General features: G+C 55.8%; 19 protein-coding genes. 13 read left to right on the top strand and 6 right to left on the bottom strand.

Annotation, left to right across the window (positions count from 1 at the left end):
* Position 1 precedes the first annotated feature (1 nt).
* Entirely contained in the window at positions 2-1,843 is a 1,842-nt protein-coding gene (locus tag INF32_RS05125) for a BatD family protein (RefSeq protein WP_226387293.1), read from the bottom strand.
* Positions 1,844-2,156: 313 nt separating this feature from the next.
* On the opposite strand from INF32_RS05125, the gene INF32_RS05120 reads away from it, so the two are divergent.
* On the top strand, positions 2,157-2,456 hold the full coding sequence (locus tag INF32_RS05120) for a hypothetical protein (RefSeq protein ID WP_226387292.1): 300 nt from the start codon (positions 2,157-2,159) through the stop codon (positions 2,454-2,456).
* A 90-nt stretch (positions 2,457-2,546) separates the two neighbouring features.
* Here the strand turns inward: INF32_RS05120 and INF32_RS05115 are convergent, their stop codons facing one another.
* Entirely contained in the window at positions 2,547-4,157 is a 1,611-nt protein-coding gene (locus INF32_RS05115) for a fumarate hydratase (protein WP_226387291.1), read from the bottom strand.
* A gap of 232 nt (positions 4,158-4,389) precedes the next feature.
* Complete coding sequence (locus tag INF32_RS05110) at positions 4,390-4,992, bottom strand: GNAT family N-acetyltransferase (protein WP_226387290.1); 603 nt, start codon at positions 4,990-4,992, stop codon at positions 4,390-4,392.
* Between the two features lie 294 nt (positions 4,993-5,286).
* Between INF32_RS05110 and INF32_RS05105 the strand changes: the two genes are divergently transcribed.
* Both INF32_RS05105 and INF32_RS05100 read left to right on the top strand, forming a co-directional pair.
* Positions 5,287-6,279, top strand: a complete 993-nt coding sequence (locus tag INF32_RS05105) for a class II fructose-bisphosphate aldolase (protein WP_226387289.1) — start codon at positions 5,287-5,289, stop codon at positions 6,277-6,279.
* Between the two features lie 135 nt (positions 6,280-6,414).
* On the top strand, positions 6,415-7,476 hold the full coding sequence (locus tag INF32_RS05100; RefSeq protein WP_226387288.1) for a winged helix DNA-binding domain-containing protein: 1,062 nt from the start codon (positions 6,415-6,417) through the stop codon (positions 7,474-7,476).
* Between the two features lie 96 nt (positions 7,477-7,572).
* Here INF32_RS05100 and fabG read toward each other — a convergent pair whose 3' ends face one another.
* Positions 7,573-8,319, bottom strand: coding sequence for a 3-oxoacyl-[acyl-carrier-protein] reductase (fabG, locus tag INF32_RS05095; RefSeq protein WP_226387287.1), 747 nt, complete (start codon positions 8,317-8,319; stop codon positions 7,573-7,575).
* Positions 8,320-8,518: 199 nt separating this feature from the next.
* On the opposite strand from fabG, the gene glyA reads away from it, so the two are divergent.
* Positions 8,519-9,799 carry a serine hydroxymethyltransferase gene (gene glyA / locus INF32_RS05090; RefSeq protein ID WP_226387286.1) on the top strand — a complete coding sequence of 427 codons (1,281 nt, stop codon included), beginning with the start codon at positions 8,519-8,521 and terminating at the stop codon, positions 9,797-9,799.
* An 80-nt stretch (positions 9,800-9,879) separates the two neighbouring features.
* Here the strand turns inward: glyA and INF32_RS05085 are convergent, their stop codons facing one another.
* Together INF32_RS05085 and INF32_RS05080 are read right to left on the bottom strand one after the other, a co-directional pair.
* Positions 9,880-12,372, bottom strand: coding sequence for a DUF5686 family protein (locus INF32_RS05085; protein WP_226387285.1), 2,493 nt, complete (start codon positions 12,370-12,372; stop codon positions 9,880-9,882).
* Between the two features lie 162 nt (positions 12,373-12,534).
* Positions 12,535-12,915 carry an MmcQ/YjbR family DNA-binding protein gene (locus tag INF32_RS05080; protein WP_226387284.1) on the bottom strand — a complete coding sequence of 127 codons (381 nt, stop codon included), beginning with the start codon at positions 12,913-12,915 and terminating at the stop codon, positions 12,535-12,537.
* 488 nt (positions 12,916-13,403) lie between these two features.
* Between INF32_RS05080 and INF32_RS05075 the strand changes: the two genes are divergently transcribed.
* From INF32_RS05075 to INF32_RS05035, 9 genes are all read left to right on the top strand, one after another.
* A complete protein-coding gene (locus INF32_RS05075) occupies positions 13,404-13,790 on the top strand; it encodes a hypothetical protein (protein ID WP_009126113.1) in 387 nt (128 codons plus the stop codon).
* Between the two features lie 161 nt (positions 13,791-13,951).
* Positions 13,952-14,167, top strand: a complete 216-nt coding sequence (locus INF32_RS05070) for a hypothetical protein (protein WP_004291535.1) — start codon at positions 13,952-13,954, stop codon at positions 14,165-14,167.
* An 11-nt stretch (positions 14,168-14,178) separates the two neighbouring features.
* Positions 14,179-14,400 (top strand): hypothetical protein, encoded by a 222-nt coding sequence (locus INF32_RS05065; protein ID WP_004291534.1) that lies wholly within the window; start codon positions 14,179-14,181, stop codon positions 14,398-14,400.
* A gap of 13 nt (positions 14,401-14,413) precedes the next feature.
* The gene (locus INF32_RS05060; RefSeq protein WP_004291533.1) at positions 14,414-14,830 is read left to right on the top strand and encodes a PcfK-like family protein; all 417 of its coding nucleotides are present in this window, start codon (positions 14,414-14,416) and stop codon (positions 14,828-14,830) included.
* Positions 14,827-16,158: a PcfJ domain-containing protein gene (locus INF32_RS05055; RefSeq protein WP_004291532.1), complete on the top strand. Its 1,332-nt coding sequence runs from the start codon at positions 14,827-14,829 to the stop codon at positions 16,156-16,158. Before INF32_RS05060 ends, INF32_RS05055 begins: the two co-directional genes overlap by 4 nt.
* A 24-nt stretch (positions 16,159-16,182) precedes the next feature.
* Complete coding sequence (locus INF32_RS05050) at positions 16,183-16,440, top strand: hypothetical protein (protein WP_004291531.1); 258 nt, start codon at positions 16,183-16,185, stop codon at positions 16,438-16,440.
* Positions 16,441-16,459: 19 nt separating this feature from the next.
* Entirely contained in the window at positions 16,460-16,693 is a 234-nt protein-coding gene (locus tag INF32_RS05045) for a DUF3873 domain-containing protein (protein ID WP_004304291.1), read from the top strand.
* Positions 16,690-16,935 (top strand): DUF6956 domain-containing protein, encoded by a 246-nt coding sequence (locus INF32_RS05040; RefSeq protein WP_004291529.1) that lies wholly within the window; start codon positions 16,690-16,692, stop codon positions 16,933-16,935. Before INF32_RS05045 ends, INF32_RS05040 begins: the two co-directional genes overlap by 4 nt.
* 53 nt (positions 16,936-16,988) lie before the next feature.
* Positions 16,989-17,297, top strand: a complete 309-nt coding sequence (locus tag INF32_RS05035; protein WP_004304290.1) for a hypothetical protein — start codon at positions 16,989-16,991, stop codon at positions 17,295-17,297.
* The last annotated feature ends 7 nt before the right edge of the window (positions 17,298-17,304 follow it).

Raw genomic sequence — 17,304 nt, 5'->3', positions numbered from 1 at the left:
GTTAACGTTTTATGACGGATTCGAATTTGGAAATGGTCTCCACGGCCCCCTGATAGATATCGTTCATCTGACCCGACACGGCCGGGGAGTATTGGGCATATTCGCACTCGGAGATGATTTCGATGAAACGGGCGGAAAGTTCTGCCGAAACGCCCCGTTTGAGCAACTCTTCGCGGACGTTTTCCTTGGTGAGGTTGGCCACGGGAATATTCAGCTTGTCGCTCATGTATCCCCACAGGGCGCGGAGCATCTCCTCGAAGAAACGGCGCCGGTCGTCGGCCTTCATGTAGCCGTTGGCGGCACGCAGACGTTGGAGGGCCACTTTATTGGCCCGTTTGCCGCGCACGAGAGCCGCATTGCGCGATTCGCGGATACGTTTCTGAAGCCAGACGAGCGAGAATACGAAAGCGGCCGCGATGAGCAGCAACAGCACGAAATAGAGCGGACTTGCCATGAAGATGCGGTCGCGCGAGACCAGCTGAGCCTTGCCCAGTTTGATGAACCGGATGTCCTGTCCGAGAATCTTGATGTCCTCCTTGTTCATTCCGCTCACCATACCCCGTGAGGGAACGCTGCCGCCCGTCGAATCGGGCAGGACGATCACTTCCGCCGTTTTGCTGTTGAGGGTGACGTACCGGGCCAGATCGGGGTTGAAGTAGGAGAATTCGATCGGTTCCACGGGATAGGTCCCTTCGGCGCGGGCGATGAAAGGATATTCGAACTGACGGTATCCCGAAATGCCCGCCGTAGTCGAATTGAGGCTCTCGGTGGTCTTGATGTTGTATTGTTCGAACGAGTTGGGCAGATTGAGTTTCGGCGCCTGGATCAGCGGAAGATTGCCCGTACCCGAGATTTTGACAGTGTAGTTGGCTGCCGAATTGGCCGTGATGGAGCCGGAGGGCAGTTGGGATTCCATAGTGAATTTACCTACCGCACCGTTGAAACTGGCCGGGGCTCCCGAGGGAAATTCCTTGACTTCGATGCGTATGGGAGTAGCCGTCAGTTTTTTGCGTATCTCCTGCACTTCCGGGCCGCCGTTGAAGAAGTCGTCGAAAATGGATTGCCGGCGCGACTGGGTGACGATCTGGGCGATCAGCGTCATGTCGAACTGCTCGATGTGGAGCGTGCCTGCCTGTTGGGGATAGAGCAGGAACTGGCGCAGGACGATGGCGTCGTAGACCTTGCCGTTGAGCGTCTCTCGCCGGGGACGCTGGTTTTCCACATTCAGCTCCTGCGACCAGAAGCCGTTGAAAGCGGGGGTTTTGAAACTCTCCAGGCTGGCCATGACGCGGGTGTAGAGCTTGGCAGTCACCAGAATGGGCTGCCCCTTGTAGACGCTCCGGCGGTCGGCCGTCACACGCAGTACCATGTCGTCCGCCGCGAGTTTGCCCGAAGGCTGGGCCGCCGGACGGTTCCGGTCGCCGTCGGTTCCTCCCTGCGGGGCGGAGTTGCCCTCGTTGACCACTTCGATCGGGTAGGGATGGGTCGTGTAGCTCTTGCCGTCCACCGTCACCTCGGCCGAGGGGATGGTGTATTTGCCCGGGGCGTGGGCCTGGAGTACATAAGTATAGGTGAAATTCACCGACTGGGTCATGTTTCCGTTGACGATCGAAATGGACTGTCCCTGCGAAGTGGTCGGGCCGGCCAGAACGTCGAACCCGGTGATGGCCGGGGGCGTGAAGCCGTCGGGCTTGGCGTTGAGTGAAAATTCGAGCCGGAACACTTCGTCGGCGCTCACCACCGAGGGGGCGTTCACCTCGAAGGTCACTTTCTGGGCGAAAGCGCCGAATGCCGCCAGAAGCAGCATGGGGACGATCATGAAAACTTTTTTCAGTAAACGCATCTTGATAACCTATATTCTCCGCAAAATTAATAGTTTTCGACGAAACTCAAAGGGTTACTTATCAACGAATCGGCAATGTGTTTTATTATACTTCTGACACGGCCGTTTCGGTGAATATCAAAAATCGGGCGCTTTTTCCCGTTTCCGTGTCGGCAGGCGGAAAAACGGCGGGCGGAAGGGCGGATTTTTGGAATCCGGCGGAATTTTGCTATGTTTGCACGGGATGCGGCAGGGAGATTGAAGGGGATGCAATATCGGCGGTGAGCCGGACGTTTGGAGAATATAGATGTTTCACTTATTTCGAATACGTGTTATGAAAAAGTTCATTTTTGGATGCCTGTTCCTTGTCGGAGCGCTCTCCCTTACTGCCTTCATGGCTCAGGACGGAGAGAAAGGAGAGGATGGCAAAGCGAAAGTGGAGTGCTGCTGCGAGGAGTGCGACTGTGAAAAGTGCACCTGCAACACGGACTGTTCCGACTGCCGCGGCTGCAAGGCGAACGAGGCATGCCGTGAGTGCCGCGATTGCGACCACGACGGGCATTGTTGCGATTACGGCCATCACGGTCGGAAACACCACAGGAGAGGCGGATGCTGCGGCCCGAGAGGGTGCTGACGGCATTGTGCCGGAATCGGAAAAGAGACGCCCCACGAAAATTTTCGTGGGGCGTCTCTTTTTCGGACGGAAGGTTTTCTTCCGGGTTTTCTAATGCTTGAAATCGGCGAAGAAGTCGTTGCCTTTGTCGTCCACGATGATGAAGGCGGGGAAGTTCTCCACGTAGATTTTGCGGACGGCTTCCATACCCAACTCCGGGAAGTCGACCACCTTGACCGACTTGATGCTGTCCTTGGCGAGAATCGCCGCCGGACCTCCGATCGAGCCGAGGTAGAATCCCCCGTGTTTCCTGCAGGCATCGGTCACTTCCTGCGAGCGGTTACCCTTGGCGACCATCACCATCGACCCGCCGTGGCTTTGGAACAGGTCCACGTAGGGGTCCATGCGGCCGGCCGTGGTGGGGCCGAAACTGCCCGAGGGCATGCCTGCCGGTGTCTTGGCCGGTCCGGCGTAATAGACGGGGTGCTTCTTCATGTACTCGGGCATCGGTTTTCCTTCGTCGAGCATCTTCTTGATGCGGGCGTGGGCGATGTCGCGGGCTACGATCAGGGTGCCTTTCAGATTGAGGCGCGTTTTGATCGGGTATTTCGAGAGGATTTCGCGCACTTTGTCCATGCCCTCGTCCAGGTCGATCTCCACGGCAGGTTTCATGCCGGGAGCCGTGGCGGGCAGGAAGCGGGCCGGATTTTTTTCGAGCTGTTCGAGGAAAATGCCGTCTTCGGTGATTTTCGCCTTGATGTTGCGGTCGGCGCTGCAGCTTACCCCGATTCCCACGGGGCAGGAGGCCGCGTGGCGGGGCATGCGGATCACGCGTACGTCGTGAACCAGATATTTGCCGCCGAACTGGGCGCCGATACCGCTTTCCTGGCATATCTTCAGGAGCTTGGCCTCCCATTCCAGGTCGCGGAACGCGCGCCCCCCCTCGTTGCCGCTGGTGGGCAGGTGGTCGAGGTAACCCGCCGACGCCTTTTTCACGGCGGCGAGGTTGGCCTCGGCGGAAGTGCCTCCGATCACGACGGCCAGATGATAGGGCGGGCAGGCCGAGGTGCCGAGGTCCTTGATCTTCTCCTTGAAAAATTTGGTGAGCGACTCTTCGTTCAGCAGCGCTTTGGTCTGCTGGTAGAGGAACGTCTTGTTGGCTGATCCGCCGCCCTTGGTGATGAACAGAAAACTGTACTGGCGGCCGGGCGTGGCGTACAGGTCGATCTGTGCGGGCAGATTGTTGCCGCTGTTCTTCTCGTCGGTCATAGAGAAAGGCACGACCTGCGAGTAGCGCAGGTTGCGGTCACGATAGGTCTCGTACACTCCGCGGGTGATGTATTCTGCATCGTTTGCCCCGGTGTAGACGTCTTCGCCCTTCTTGCCGATGCAGATGGCCGTACCGGTGTCCTGGCAGGTGGGAAGCTCGCCCTCGGCGGCCACGACCTGGTTGATGAGCATGGTGTAGGCCACGAATCGGTCGTTGTCCGATGCCTCGGGGTCCTTGAGAATGTCGGCCAGTTTCTGCAGGTGGGCGGCACGCAGGTAGAACGATACGTCGGCGTAAGCCTCGCGGGAGAGAAGCGCCAGTCCTTCGGGATCGACTTGGAGGATTTTGCGGCCGTCGCATTCGACCACTTTCACGTACTCTTTGGTGAGCAGGCGGTACTGGGTGGTGTCTTCGCCCAGCGGAAACGGCTCCTGATACTTGAATTCCGACATGGTAGTTACGGTTTAGTCCTTTATAGTTTTGTTATCTCGGATTTTTCCGGTCGGAGCGGCCGGTTGAAAAATCGGCTTTTATCGGTCGTGACCGGGTTTCGAAAGATCGGAAACGACATTTCACTACCGTTCGCTTTCCGGCGATTGCGGTACTATTCCGTCGGTCAGTTCTTTCAGAATACAAAGGTACGATAATTCTCCGAACGTACAAATGAAACCGGTTCAAATAGGATCACTCCGGATTCATCGTTCCGGGGATGTCCCGTTCTATGAAATGGACGGGATATTTGTCCCAGTATTTTCGAAAAACCCTGTTCTCCTGCCCGTCCAGATTGATTTGGTACATCCGGAACGTGACAGGGAAATTCTTGGGTTGCCACAGTTCTTCGTAGGAGTACCGGTATGTCATGCCGACGGATTGCATGACTTTCCCGCTCCCCGGATTGTTTACGTCATGCGTGGCTGTGAGGTACGGGTGGCCGGTTCGTTTCAGCCCGTCGATTACTGCCCGGCATGCCTCCGAACATATTCCGTTGCGCCAGAGGTCTCTTCTCAGTCCGTATCCCAGGTCGTAACTCTCGTCGCCGCTTACCTGGATATAGCCCACGGGAATGTTGTCGTCTTTCCGGCAGACGGCGTGATACAGGAGTGTTTGTCCCGAGTCGATCGCCCGGTGTTTGTTCCGGAGGTAGGCCCGTGCTTCCTGCATGTTCCGGAGGGGAAACATGGGCAGGAATGTGTTCGCTTTCTCGTCTCCGAGAATGGCGAGCAGGGCTTTTGCGTCCTGCTCGGTAAACGGTCGCAGTATCAGCCTTTCTGTTTCGATAGGATTCATCGGACGTTTGTTTTGATGTGTATGCAAAGATAAACGAATTCCGTGTGTTTCGGAAGTGGCGGGATTCCGTTTTTCTGGGATTTGTGCGGAAAGGGGGGCGATGTTTCGCCGGCCGCATCGGAGCGTCCTGCCGGTGTCCGTTATGGACGGAGGTGCGGCGGTCGGAAAAGACCGTGCGGATGGGAAGTGACCTGATTCCGGTTATTTGATAAAAAAACGTCCGGCGGATTTCCGTGAATGAATAAAATGATTATTTTTGTAAAAAATTTAAAAAACCTTTAACGGACATAAATTATGGTATCTTACAAGGAATTAGGTTTGGTGAACACTCGGGACATGTTCGCCAAGGCGATCAAGGGCGGGTATGCGATCCCGGCTTTCAATTTCAACAACATGGAGCAGATGCAGGCCATCATCCAGGCCTGTGTGGAGACCTCTTCGCCGGTGATCCTGCAGGTGTCGAGCGGAGCCCGCAAGTATGCCAATCAGACCATCCTGCGCTACATGGCCCAGGGTGCCGTGGAGTATGCCAAGGAGCTGGGCAAGAACATTCCCATCGTGCTGCACCTCGATCACGGCGACAGCTTTGAGTTGTGCAAGTCGTGTATCGAAATGGGGTTCTCGTCGGTGATGATCGACGGCAGCCATCTGCCTTACGAGGAGAATGTCGCCCTGACCAAGAAAGTCGTGGACTATGCGCATCAGTACGATGTGACCGTGGAGGGCGAACTGGGCGTGCTGGCCGGTATCGAAGATGACGTGAAAGCCGAGCATCACACTTACACGGAGCCCGACCAGGTGGTGGATTTCGTGTCGCGCACGGGTGTCGATTCGCTGGCCATCTCGATCGGCACTTCGCACGGGGCCAACAAATTCAAGCCCGAACAGTGCACCCGTAACGCCGACGGTATTCTGGTTCCGCCCCCCCTGCGTTTCGACATTCTGAAAGAGATCGAGAAGCGTCTGCCCGGGTTCCCCATCGTGCTGCACGGATCGAGTTCCGTACCGCAGGATATGGTGGCTATTATCAACAAATACGGCGGTGCCGTGAAGGATGCCGTGGGTATTCCCGAGGAGCAGCTGCGCGAGGCTGCCAAGTCGGCCGTCTGCAAGATCAACATCGACAGCGACGGTCGTCTGGCCATGACCGCTGCCGTGCGCGAGGTGTTCGCCACGAAGCCGGCCGAGTTCGACCCGCGCAAATACCTGGGTCCCGCCCGCGACTGGCTCAAAAAGCTCTACATGCATAAGTGCGAGAGTGTACTGGGCAGCGCCGGCAAGGCATAACCGGTCCGCAGGAGGCGAAAAATATCCGAAAGAACGCGGAGGCCGGACAGAATCCGGCCTCGCTTCTTTTTTGGAAAACGGCATTGGAAATCAGAAAATCAGAGATCGGCGGTCGGAAGTCCGCGGAGGGGAGATATGGAACGGGAAACGATAATCGGTATGCGGATGCGGGCCCAACGGCTTGCGGATTCCCCGTGCGTGCGACCCGAAGAGTTGGTCGCGTGGATGGGGGCCGTGCAGGCACAGGACCGCGACATGGCCCGGTGGGCCGTGGGAATGCGCCTGCAGGACGGGACGCTGAACGGCGTACGGCGTGCTGCGGACGAGGGAAAGATCATCCGGATGCATATGCTGCGTCCGACCTGGCATTATGTGGCTGCGGAAGACGTGCGTTGGATGGCGGCGCTGTCTGCCCGGCGTATTCGCTCGGCAGTGGATTCGCTGGTCCGCAGCCATCGTCAGGATATTTCGGGGCGGATGTTTGCCCGTTGCAACGATCTGATCGCCCGGACACTCGAGGGAGGCCGTCACCGGACGAAGGCGGAGATCGCGGAAGAGCTGGGACGGGCCGGAATAGCGGCCACACCGTTGCATGTGACCTATTATCTGATGCGGGCCGAGACGGACGGAGTCGTATGCAGCGGACCGGACCGGGACGGGAAGTCCACGTACGCTCTGCTGGATGAACGGGTGCCCCGCATGCCGCTGCTTTCCCGGGAAGAGGCGCTGGCCCGTCTGGCCGAAGTTTATTTCCGCAGTCATGCACCGGCTTCGCTGGCCGATTTCCTCTGGTGGTCGGGACTTTCCCTGACCGAAGCCCGCGAAGCGGTGGCTCTTCTGGGAGATAGCCTGGTCCGTGAACGCTCCGCAGGGCGGGAATGGCTGGTACATGACTCCTGCCGCGGTGGCGGACTTTCCGGAGGTGGGGTGCTCCTGCTTCCGGCCTACGACCAGTATCTGATCGGGTATAAGGACCGGAGCGACGTGCTGGACGATTGTTACCGGGCGCGGGCTTTCAACGCGTGGGGAATTTTCCGGCCGGTGGTGCTCGTCGGCGGTCGGGTGGCCGGAAACTGGACCCGGGAGGTAAAAGGAGGGAGGCTGCGGATAGGAACCTCTTTTTTCGGGGAGGCCGTTCCCGATCCGGTGTCGGAGGGTGAGGCCGTAGAACGTTGCCTTTCGTTTTGGCAAGGGTAAGACGGTCCGTTTTCCGTGAACCGTCCGTTCGCCTCAAAGAAAACGAAGGTGCCTGATCGAAAATCAGGCACCTTCGTTTTTCTGTTACGGAAATGTTTAGCAATTCATGGCTCCGCAGCAGTGGATGACCTGGCCGCTCACGTAAGCCGACAGGTCGCTGGCCAGGAACGTGGCTACACCGGCCACATCCTCGGGCGTACCACCCCGGCGCAGGGGAATCTGCTTGTACCACCCCTCCTTCACCTCATCGGGCAGGGCATTGGTCATCTCGGTGATGATGAATCCGGGAGCGATGGCGTTGGCACGGACGCCGCGCGGGCCGAGCTCCTTGGCGATCGACTTGGCCAGACCGATCATGCCTGCCTTCGAGGCGGAGTAATTGCATTGTCCGGCGTTGCCCGATACGCCCACCACGCTCGACATGTTGATGATGCTGCCGCCGCGCTGCTTCACCATGACGGGAGCGACGGCGTGGATGAAATTGAATGCCGATTTGAGGTTGACGTTGATGACCATGTCCCACTGCTGTTCGCTCATGCGGAGCATCAGTCCGTCGCGGGTGATGCCGGCATTGTTGACCAGAATGTCGATGCGTCCGAAATCCTTCACGATTTCGGCGACCACTTTGGCCGTATCTTCGAAATTGGCTGCGTTGGAGGCGTAGCCTTTGGCCTTCACGCCGAAGGCGGCGATCTCCTGTTCGGTGGCTTTGGCGTTATCGTCGATATTGAGGTCGGTGAAGGCGACGCTGGCCCCTTCCGAGGCGAATTTCAGGGCGATGGCCTTGCCGATTCCGCGGGCGGCTCCTGTGACGACCGCAACTTTTCCTTCGAGTAATTTCATGTTTCAGAGGTTTAATGAAAGTTTAAAGTATCGCAAAATTAGCATTTTTCGGGAGAACTCCCCGACAAATGCGGTACTTTTTTCAAAATCTGCCGGAAAAGGGATGTCCCGCTTCCTCTTTTGCCGCTTTTTTTCGTACCTTTACCCGCCGAAAGGCTACTCTAATCCGACAATTTATATACATAACACATTTTCGAATATGACGAAAGATACCAAAATCTTCGACCTGATCGAGCAGGAGCGTCAGCGCCAGCTCCACGGGATCGAGTTGATCGCTTCGGAGAACTTCGTGAGCGACCAGGTGATGCAGGCCATGGGTTCCGTACTGACCAACAAATATGCCGAGGGGTATCCCGGTGCCCGCTACTACGGGGGATGCCAGGTGGTGGACCAGGTGGAGCAGCTGGCTATCGACCGGCTCAAGGAGATATACGGTGCCGAATATGCCAACGTGCAGCCTCATTCGGGTGCCCAGGCCAATATGGCCGTCTTTACGGCGGTGCTGAAGCCCGGAGACACGTTTCTCGGGCTGGATCTGGCGCACGGAGGCCACCTCTCGCACGGTTCGCCCGTCAACACCTCGGGTATGCTCTACAAGGCCGTTGGATACAAGGTGAACGAAGAGACCGGGCTGGTGGATTACGACGAGATGGAGCGTCTGGCCGAAGTGCACAAACCCAAGATGATTATCGGCGGCGCCTCTGCGTACAGCCGCGAATGGAACTACAAACGGATGCGCGAGATCGCCGACAAGGTGGGGGCCCTGCTGATGATCGACATGGCCCATACGGCCGGGCTGATCGCAGCCGGATTGCTGGACAATCCGGTGAAGTACGCCCATATCGTCACTTCGACCACGCACAAGACCCTGCGCGGGCCGCGCGGAGGCGTGATCCTGCTGGGCAAGGATTTCCCCAATCCGTGGGGATACACCACGCCGAAGGGTGAGGTGAAGAAGATGTCGCAGTTGCTCAATTCGGCCGTGTTCCCCGGTATTCAGGGCGGACCGCTGGAGCACGTGATCGCCGCCAAGGCAGTGGCCTTCGGCGAGGCGCTGGAACCCTCCTACAAGGAGTATCAGAAACAGGTGCAGAAAAATGCAGCAGCCATGGCCGCCGCTTTCGTAAAACGCGGTTATAAGATCGTATCGGGCGGAACGGACAATCACCTGATGCTGATCGACCTGCGTACGAAATTCCCCGAACTGACCGGCAAGAAGGCCGAGCAGGTGCTGGTGCAGGCCGATATCACGACCAACAAGAATATGGTGCCGTTCGATACGCGTTCGCCGTTCCAGACGTCGGGTATCCGGGTCGGCACGCCTGCCATCACCACCCGCGGCCTGAAAGAGGCCCAGATGGAGGTGATCGTGGACATGATCGACCGCGTGCTTTCCGATCCCGATAACGAAGCCGTGGTGGCCCAAGTCAGGGGCGAGGTACAGAAACTGATGGCCGACTATCCGCTTTTCGCATGGTAAGATAGGGCTGAGCGAGTGTTTTTCGCGGGGCGTTCCGGATACCGATGGAACGCCCCGCATCGTTTCCGTAGGGGGACGCGTCAGAACGAGAGCCCGAAGCTTACGTTGACGGCGAATTTCTGGATTTTCTGGCCGGGGGTGGGGTGGCGGTGCGTGAGACGCCAGATAAAGTCGAGGCGGACGACCCGGAAAATGTTTTCGATGCCAGTGCCCAGTTCCAGATAGGGTTTGTCCACCGATCCCATGCCTTCCGGAAAGCGCATGAGGTTCTGGCTGGCGGATGCGGACTTGTGACGATCTGAATCGAGGCTGCCCCAGACACCCTTGCAGATCAGCACTTCGCGCCAGTGCAGTTTTTTCAGCAGGGGCAGGCGGCCCAGCAGGATGCCGTTGAAGTGATGTTCGTAGAAGAACGAAACCCATTTGTCCGAGGCGAATTCGTAGAAGTTCATGCAGGAAAAGGCGTAGGGGTCGTAAAAGTAGGTGCCGTTGCCCTCGTGGAGTTTGAGCAGGGGGTAAGGTACGGTGCCGAACAGGCGGCCCGCTTCCACTCGCAGGCGTGAGAAGCCCAGCGGAGGAAGGTTGAGCCGATACTGGAGACCGCCCTCGATCCGGTAGTATTCGTAATCGTCGGGCATGACTCCGGGAATGCCTGCCGTGAAGCGCAGGGCGAGAATCGGGTATTTCGTCCCGAGAAAGTAGTTGTCGAACGGCCGTCGTACGATCTTTTCGTCCCAGGAAAAGCGGATACCCGCTCCGACCGAGAAGCTGTTGACCGCCCGGATCGGGGTCCCTTCGGGCGAGAACATGGGAACGAACCGGTTGCCGCAAATGTGGCGGGTGTCGGCTTCGAGCGAGGTGAAGAAGCCGTGGAACCATTCATGCTCGTAGCCGATGCGGGCGTGGTCGACCATCGAGAGCCGTTCGTCGCCCCGGGAGAATACCGAACTGAGAATGTTGCTCTCGGTGAGGGCATTGGTCCCGGCACCCAGCTGCACCACATCGTGTTTGTAGCCGAGCGTGAGCTTACGGGTGAGGCCCCGGCGGAAGGCGAGTTCCACGGAGCCTCCCCCCTTGACGCGTTCGTCGTCCGTGCCGTAGGCCACATGGCCCGTAAGGCGTATCCTGCGGCTGAAATCGGAGGTGGTGCGTGCGCCCAACTGGAAGCGTACTCCTTCCAGATCGTTGAAGCTGAGTATCTTGTAGTAAGGGCCGAAACCCACGTACCGCGTTTCGTAGTAACCGCCCACGACGGTCTTTATCAGCGTGTAGATGTTGTGGTAGAGCGGAACGTTCTGCACGGAATCGACCATCGAGTAGATCGCCTTTTCCCGTTCGCTGAGGGCGTAGGGACGGAGCGAATCCCAGCGAGTGCGGTCGTAGTCGAACTCCTCGACGGCCACGCTCTGCCGCAGACCGGTCACTTCGGGAGGGATGTCGGAGACGAAATCGGGGTTCAGGTAGTTCACCTCCCTGCGGCCGATGAACGAGGCGAGTTTCGAGGAGTCGCGCAGGGCGACGGAGAATTCGGCGGTCATGCGGTCGGTTTTGCGGAACCAGAGCGTGTCGTTGATCCGGGTGTTCTCCATGTCGAGAACCAGGTGTTTGATCCAGTTGACGTTGACTCCCCGGGGCATGCGGACGTGGGCCGATCGCAGGGCATAGGTGGCCGAGTCGATGTTGATCTCCCCGTCGAGTACGGGAGTGGCCAGACTGCGCGGGTGGAAACGAATCTTGTAGGTTTTTCGTCCTTCGACGGCGGTGCTGTCCACCAGAAAGTAGCGGTAGAAGAGTCGGCCCGATTCGGACAGAGGACCGGTGAAGCGGATGTCGAACAGGCCGATGGTGTTTTCGTAGAAATTGGCGTCGATCATCATCTGCCCGGAAAACTGGGCCAGTATCTGGTCATCGCTGAAGCCCGACATGCGCGAGGCGGAGATCACTTCGCGGGTGAGGGCGGGTGAACGGCGGTGGTATTTGCGGGCCATCGTCTCGGAGATCATGGCGGGCAGGTAGGTTTTGCCTGTGACGGCCGAAGTGTCCATGTGGCGGAAGACGAACCCGAATTCGCGCTGGAGCCGTTTGTTCTTGAAGCGTGGCTTGAGGCCGGAGAGGGCCAGCTCCATCTTTGTATAAGTGTCGCAGGTGTAGCGTTCGATACGACCGGGGTCGTTCCTCTCCTTGTGGCGGCTGACGCTGTCGAGCAGCCGGTGGGCGGGGTTTTCACCCGGAGTGACGGTGACTGTTCCGATGTCGACGGAGAGGGGTTCCAGCGAGAAATTCACCTCGTTGTAGGCTCCCCGCACGACGGGTTTGGTCTGGATGCGGTAGCCGACCAGCGTGGCCGTGACGCTGTCCACCGCCTCGCGGGTTTCGAGCGAGTAGACGCCTTCCGTATCGGTCGGAATGCCTGTGGCCGTACCCGTGAACAGGACGCTGACGAAGGGGATGGGGGCTCCGGTGGAGGCGTCCGTCACGCGTCCGCGCACACGGGTATTTTGGGCCGTGCCGTTCCAGCTCAGAAGCAGGAGCAGGACGACCGCCAGGGGCCGTATGGAAGGCGGGAAGACCATCGTTTCTTTGCAATGGGCCAAAAGTAGGCAAACTTTCCAGATTATTATGTCCTTTTTGTCGCTTTATCGGGTCTTTTCCCGAACACGGGATGCGAAAGCCTGCCCGAAGATACGGAAAGGACGTCACGGAAGGCGGGGAGGGACGGATGCCCGTCCGGAACCTTATCCGTTCCAGGGAGTCTCTCCGTTTTCCGGAGCGGCCAGTTCCCGCTGTACGGTCCGGGGCAGGGAGCGGAATACGAGCCGGTAGGAGTCGCGGATCATCTCCCGCACCATTTCGTCCGGGAGGTCCCCGTCGGTTGTCACCGTATTCCAGTGGCGTTTGTTCATGTGCCATCCGGGAACGATCTCCGGGTGGCGTTCCCGCAGTTCGATGGCCCGGTCGGGATCGCATTTGAGATTGATGCGGCCGGAGTCTTCCATGTCGGTGAGAGCGAATATGCGGCCGCCGATCTTGTAAACCAGCGTCGTCTCGTCGAATGGGGTGGCCTCCTCGGCGTGGGGAAGGGAGAGACAGAAGTCGCGCAGTTCGATGATGTCCATGGGGAAACGGGATTTGTTTGCGATGTGAAGTTACGAAAAGAGTGTAATTTATTGGAAATGAGCGTAGGTTAATTGCTCTTGATAGTAATAGGTTACGATTTAGTTAGTTATCTACTGCATTATCCTTCTGCGCGTTGCGTAACCTTCAAAGAACTCTTCGTATGCAAAAGTAGCTATTTAATTCGAGATTTTGATATAAACTCCCGTTTTTTATCCCCTCATTCATAAGAATTTTCCGTAAAAGCGGTATTGTCCGTCGGCACACCATTGCCCAAAACGAGTTTGGAACAAACGTGTGCCGACTACCGCATAGCTGGAGAAAAGGGCATTGCCTCACGCCTAAACGATGTTTAGACAGATGAAGCAATGCCCCTTTCTTTTGCGCCTATGCCAAGAGGTGCTTTTACGGGTTTTCAAATGATTTTTCTTTTTTCGCTGTCTCTTTTGCCGGAAGCGGAAAGTGAATGCAGAGTGTGTCAGCCTGCCCCATGAATGAAACAGGCGCCCACACACAGCCGGACAAACCGGGAAGAATGATTGTTGCCACCCGGCTGAACAAGTTCCGTCGGATCGGAAACAATCATACTTCCTTTGTTGTGGTTTGCCCTTTTCACGCTTCCGGTGATGTCTTTTTCCTTTTGGTGATTCTTTTTTTTACGGATTTTCCCCTGAAGTTTTTTTCTACACAATCTGCCTCTGTTTTCGTTTACCTCCATTTTGCGCCTTTCAGTAAGCCGCATCAGTCAGTCATTTTCGTTCTGGGCGCAAAGGTAATTCCGGGATTGGACGGGAAAGCAAGGTCAAGCCTCCTGTTTTCGGTAAAAATCTCCAGCCCTGCGGGTAGTATTTTGACCGAAAAACCTTGCATTCCCTAATCCCTACCTTTTCAAGCACCCGAAACGAAAACGACCGATGCGACAGAAAGACGCATAAAAAAAATGTCGGATAAACGAGAGGCAGATAAGATAGTTTGAAACTCAACTCCCTCAGCTCTTGAATCCGCATTAAAAACAAAAAAATCAAAAACAGCGAAGATATGACGGCAACGGCAAATTTCAGACAAATGGCGCAACACATCGGGTTGGCGATATGCGGCTTGATGATGCGCACCGCCTTCGGGGTGTTCGGCATCCTTTGGGGCATCATCAGAGAGATTGTAAACGGAGTGTTCCGAGTGGCGATAGGTGTAATCGTGGCTATCCTTTCCACCATTGCCTTCTTTGGCTTCATCCTTTGGTTATTCACCCTTTAACCCTTACCGACATGGCAAAAAGAAACAGCAAGACGGCAGCGCAGCAGTGCAGATATTACGAGGTGGACAACATCTTCGTGTATATGGTGGAAACGTACATCAACGGCAATTTTGAAACTTTCCGAAGATTGTACCACGAACTGAACAAGGACGCACGGAGGGATTTCATGGACTTCCTTCTCAGCGAGGTAGAGCCGACCTATTGGAGAGAGATACTGAAACAGATAATCTAAAAATGACAGCGATATGAAAGGAACAGACCATTTCAAGAGAACGATATATATGTACTTGGAACAGCGTGCGGAGGAAGATGCGCTATTTGCAAAGAAGTACCGCAACCCTGCCAAGAACATGGACGAGTGCGTGACCCACATTCTGAACTATGTGCAGAAAAGCGGTTGCAACGGTTTCACGGACGGAGAGATATTCGGGCAAGCCATCCACTACTATGAGGAAAACGAGATAGAGGTGGGCAAACCGATGGACTGCCAAGTGGTTGTGAACCACGTTGTGAAACTCACGGCAGAGGAAAAGGCGGAGGCACGTCAGAACGCTGTCCGCAAATACCAAGAGGAGGAACTCCGCAAGTTGCAGAACCGCCACAGACCGTCAGCGAGAAAAGAAAACCAACCCCAACCCTCATTATTTGATTTAGGCTTATGAAACCGAAGACCAAGATACAGAAAGAGGTGGCAAGACTTTCCGCCAACCTTCGCCCCATATCAGCGACACAAATAGATTGGGCATACCGCCACTGCGTTGAGCATATCGGCTACCGCACCAAGAAAGGGAACATCACCTGTTCCGACTGCGGTCACGAGTGGCACAGCGACAGCGGACTATGCGACACCCTTGAAGGCTGCACCTGCCCCAAATGCCATGCCGAACTCAAAGTGCAGGACACACGCAGACGCATCTACAAGGAAACGCAGAATTTCAGCGTGATAACCACCTGCAAAGGGTATCAGGTAATCCGCGTGGCGCAGGTCAGATGCGAGAGCAGGAAAGGCGAACCGATGCGTTTCTACTGCCACGAGGTCGTGCAGCGTTGGATTTCACCCGACGGCAAGGTTACGGACATGGCGTTGCTCCGTGGCTTCCTTTTCTGCTATTGCGATGTGTGGGCATTAGGCAGCGATATGGAGGTAAGACCGCACAACAGCCTATACGATGATGTGGTGGCAAGAAGCTGTGCATATCCAAAGATGAGGATATTGCCCCAACTCAGACGTAACGGCTTCAAGGGCGATTTCCACGGCATCTCCCCCGTGCGTCTTTTCAAAGCCTTGCTTTCAGACCCAAGAATTGAAACCCTTATGAAAGGCGGTGAGATTGAGGTCATGAAACACTTTCTTTTCAATACCCGTACTGCCGATGAATGTTGGGCATCATATCTGATTGCCAAGCGTCACAAGTATCAGATAGACAACCTCTCAATGTGGTGCGACTATCTGCGTATGCTCAAAAAACTCGGTCAAGACCTCCGTAACCCGAAGAACATCTGTCCCGAAGATTTCATGGCGGCACACGACAACGCAACCCGAAAAATTGAAGCCATACACGAGAAGGAAAGAGCCGCAGAGCAACGCCGTTGGGAGATTGAAAGGCGTGAGCGTGAGCAACAGCGACAACTCCAACGAAAGAAAGATGCGGAGGATTTCATCGCCAACAAATCCAAATTCTTCGGCTTGGTAATCACGGACGAGGAAATAATCGTCAAGGTGCTTGAAAGCATAGACGAGTATTACAACGAGGGCAAGACGCAGGGCATCTGCGTGTTTGGCAGTGGATACTACAAGAAAGCCGACACCCTCATACTATCGGCAAGGATTGGCGATGAGATTATTGAAACCGTAGAGGTGGACTTGCGAACCCTCGAAGTGGTGCAGTGCCACGGCAAGCACAACCAGGACACCGAATATCACGAGCGCATCATAGACCTTGTGAACAAGAACGCCAACCTTATCCGTGAGCGGATGAAAGCGGCATAGCATAACCCCTAAAACAACATTGATATGGAAGTAAGAATTGAAAGTATGATTTGTGTGTGGGATGATGCAATCCCCACGATGTTCCTTGAATTTGTGAACCTCCTCACTCTCACAACGAGTGAGGGGGAATTGAGAAAGAGCGTAAAGGAGTTTGCCGAGAAGCACGAACTTGACAAGTTTTTCCTTTACGGCTTCGGCTCACACCATTTCTACCTGCACCAACGCTACACAAGCAACCCCGAAATGGTGATGAAGAACAGAGTTCTGTCAGTACATTTTTAACCATCTAAAAAGCAACATTATGACAACACGAATGACCATCAACGGAGTAAGCACCTGCGCGGAAGCAGGTACGGAGAAATACGAGCGTTTCCAATCGGGTATCGGAAGACGCAGGCGGACACTTGTGCAGTACGACTACCGCCACCCCATAGACAGAGAATTGTTCTCTTGTGTCAAACCCACGTTGGACGAGTGCCGAGCCGCACGGGACAAGTGGCTGAACGCAAAGAAGGGAAAGGAGGACAGACTATGAACACGACCTATCAAACGCTGATAGTCAAGTTCAGCGAACCTATCACGGCATTGGACGGTATCTTTGACGATACCGGAGCGTGGGGAACGGACACCCTCAAGGGGTGGATAGATGATTACGAAAGCACACGTTTCACCGCCACCGACAGCCATACGGCAGTCATCACGAGCGAGTACAATATGGAATGTGTGAAAGAGTGGCTACAACGGCAGACCCCCATTTCCGAAATGCGAGAATTTTGAACGGGATGGCGGTGTCCGCACCGCCAATACTTAAAACCCTAAAAACAAAAGATATGATAGCCAAGACGATATTACAGCAGATAGGCGGAAAACGCTTCACCGCCATGACAGGTAGCCGTGATTTCATAGATATGGGCAACGGCTTACGGATGAGCCTTGCAAGGAACAAAACAAGTGCCAACCGCCTTGACATCATCTATGACGAAGGGGCAGACCTCTACAATATGCGCTTCTACCGCAGGACGTTCAGCAAAAAGACCTTTGAGTGCAAGACAAAGGACATTGCCGTACACGAGGGTATCTATTTTGATATGCTGGAGGAAATGTTCACGATGGTGACGGGACTTTACACACGCTTTTGAGTGGCGG

The organism is Gallalistipes aquisgranensis (genome assembly GCF_014982715.1).
Lineage (GTDB): Bacteria > Bacteroidota > Bacteroidia > Bacteroidales > Rikenellaceae > Gallalistipes > Gallalistipes aquisgranensis.
The sequence above is the reverse complement of the archived record's forward strand: the minus strand, read 5'-3'. Positions and strand labels throughout refer to the sequence as shown.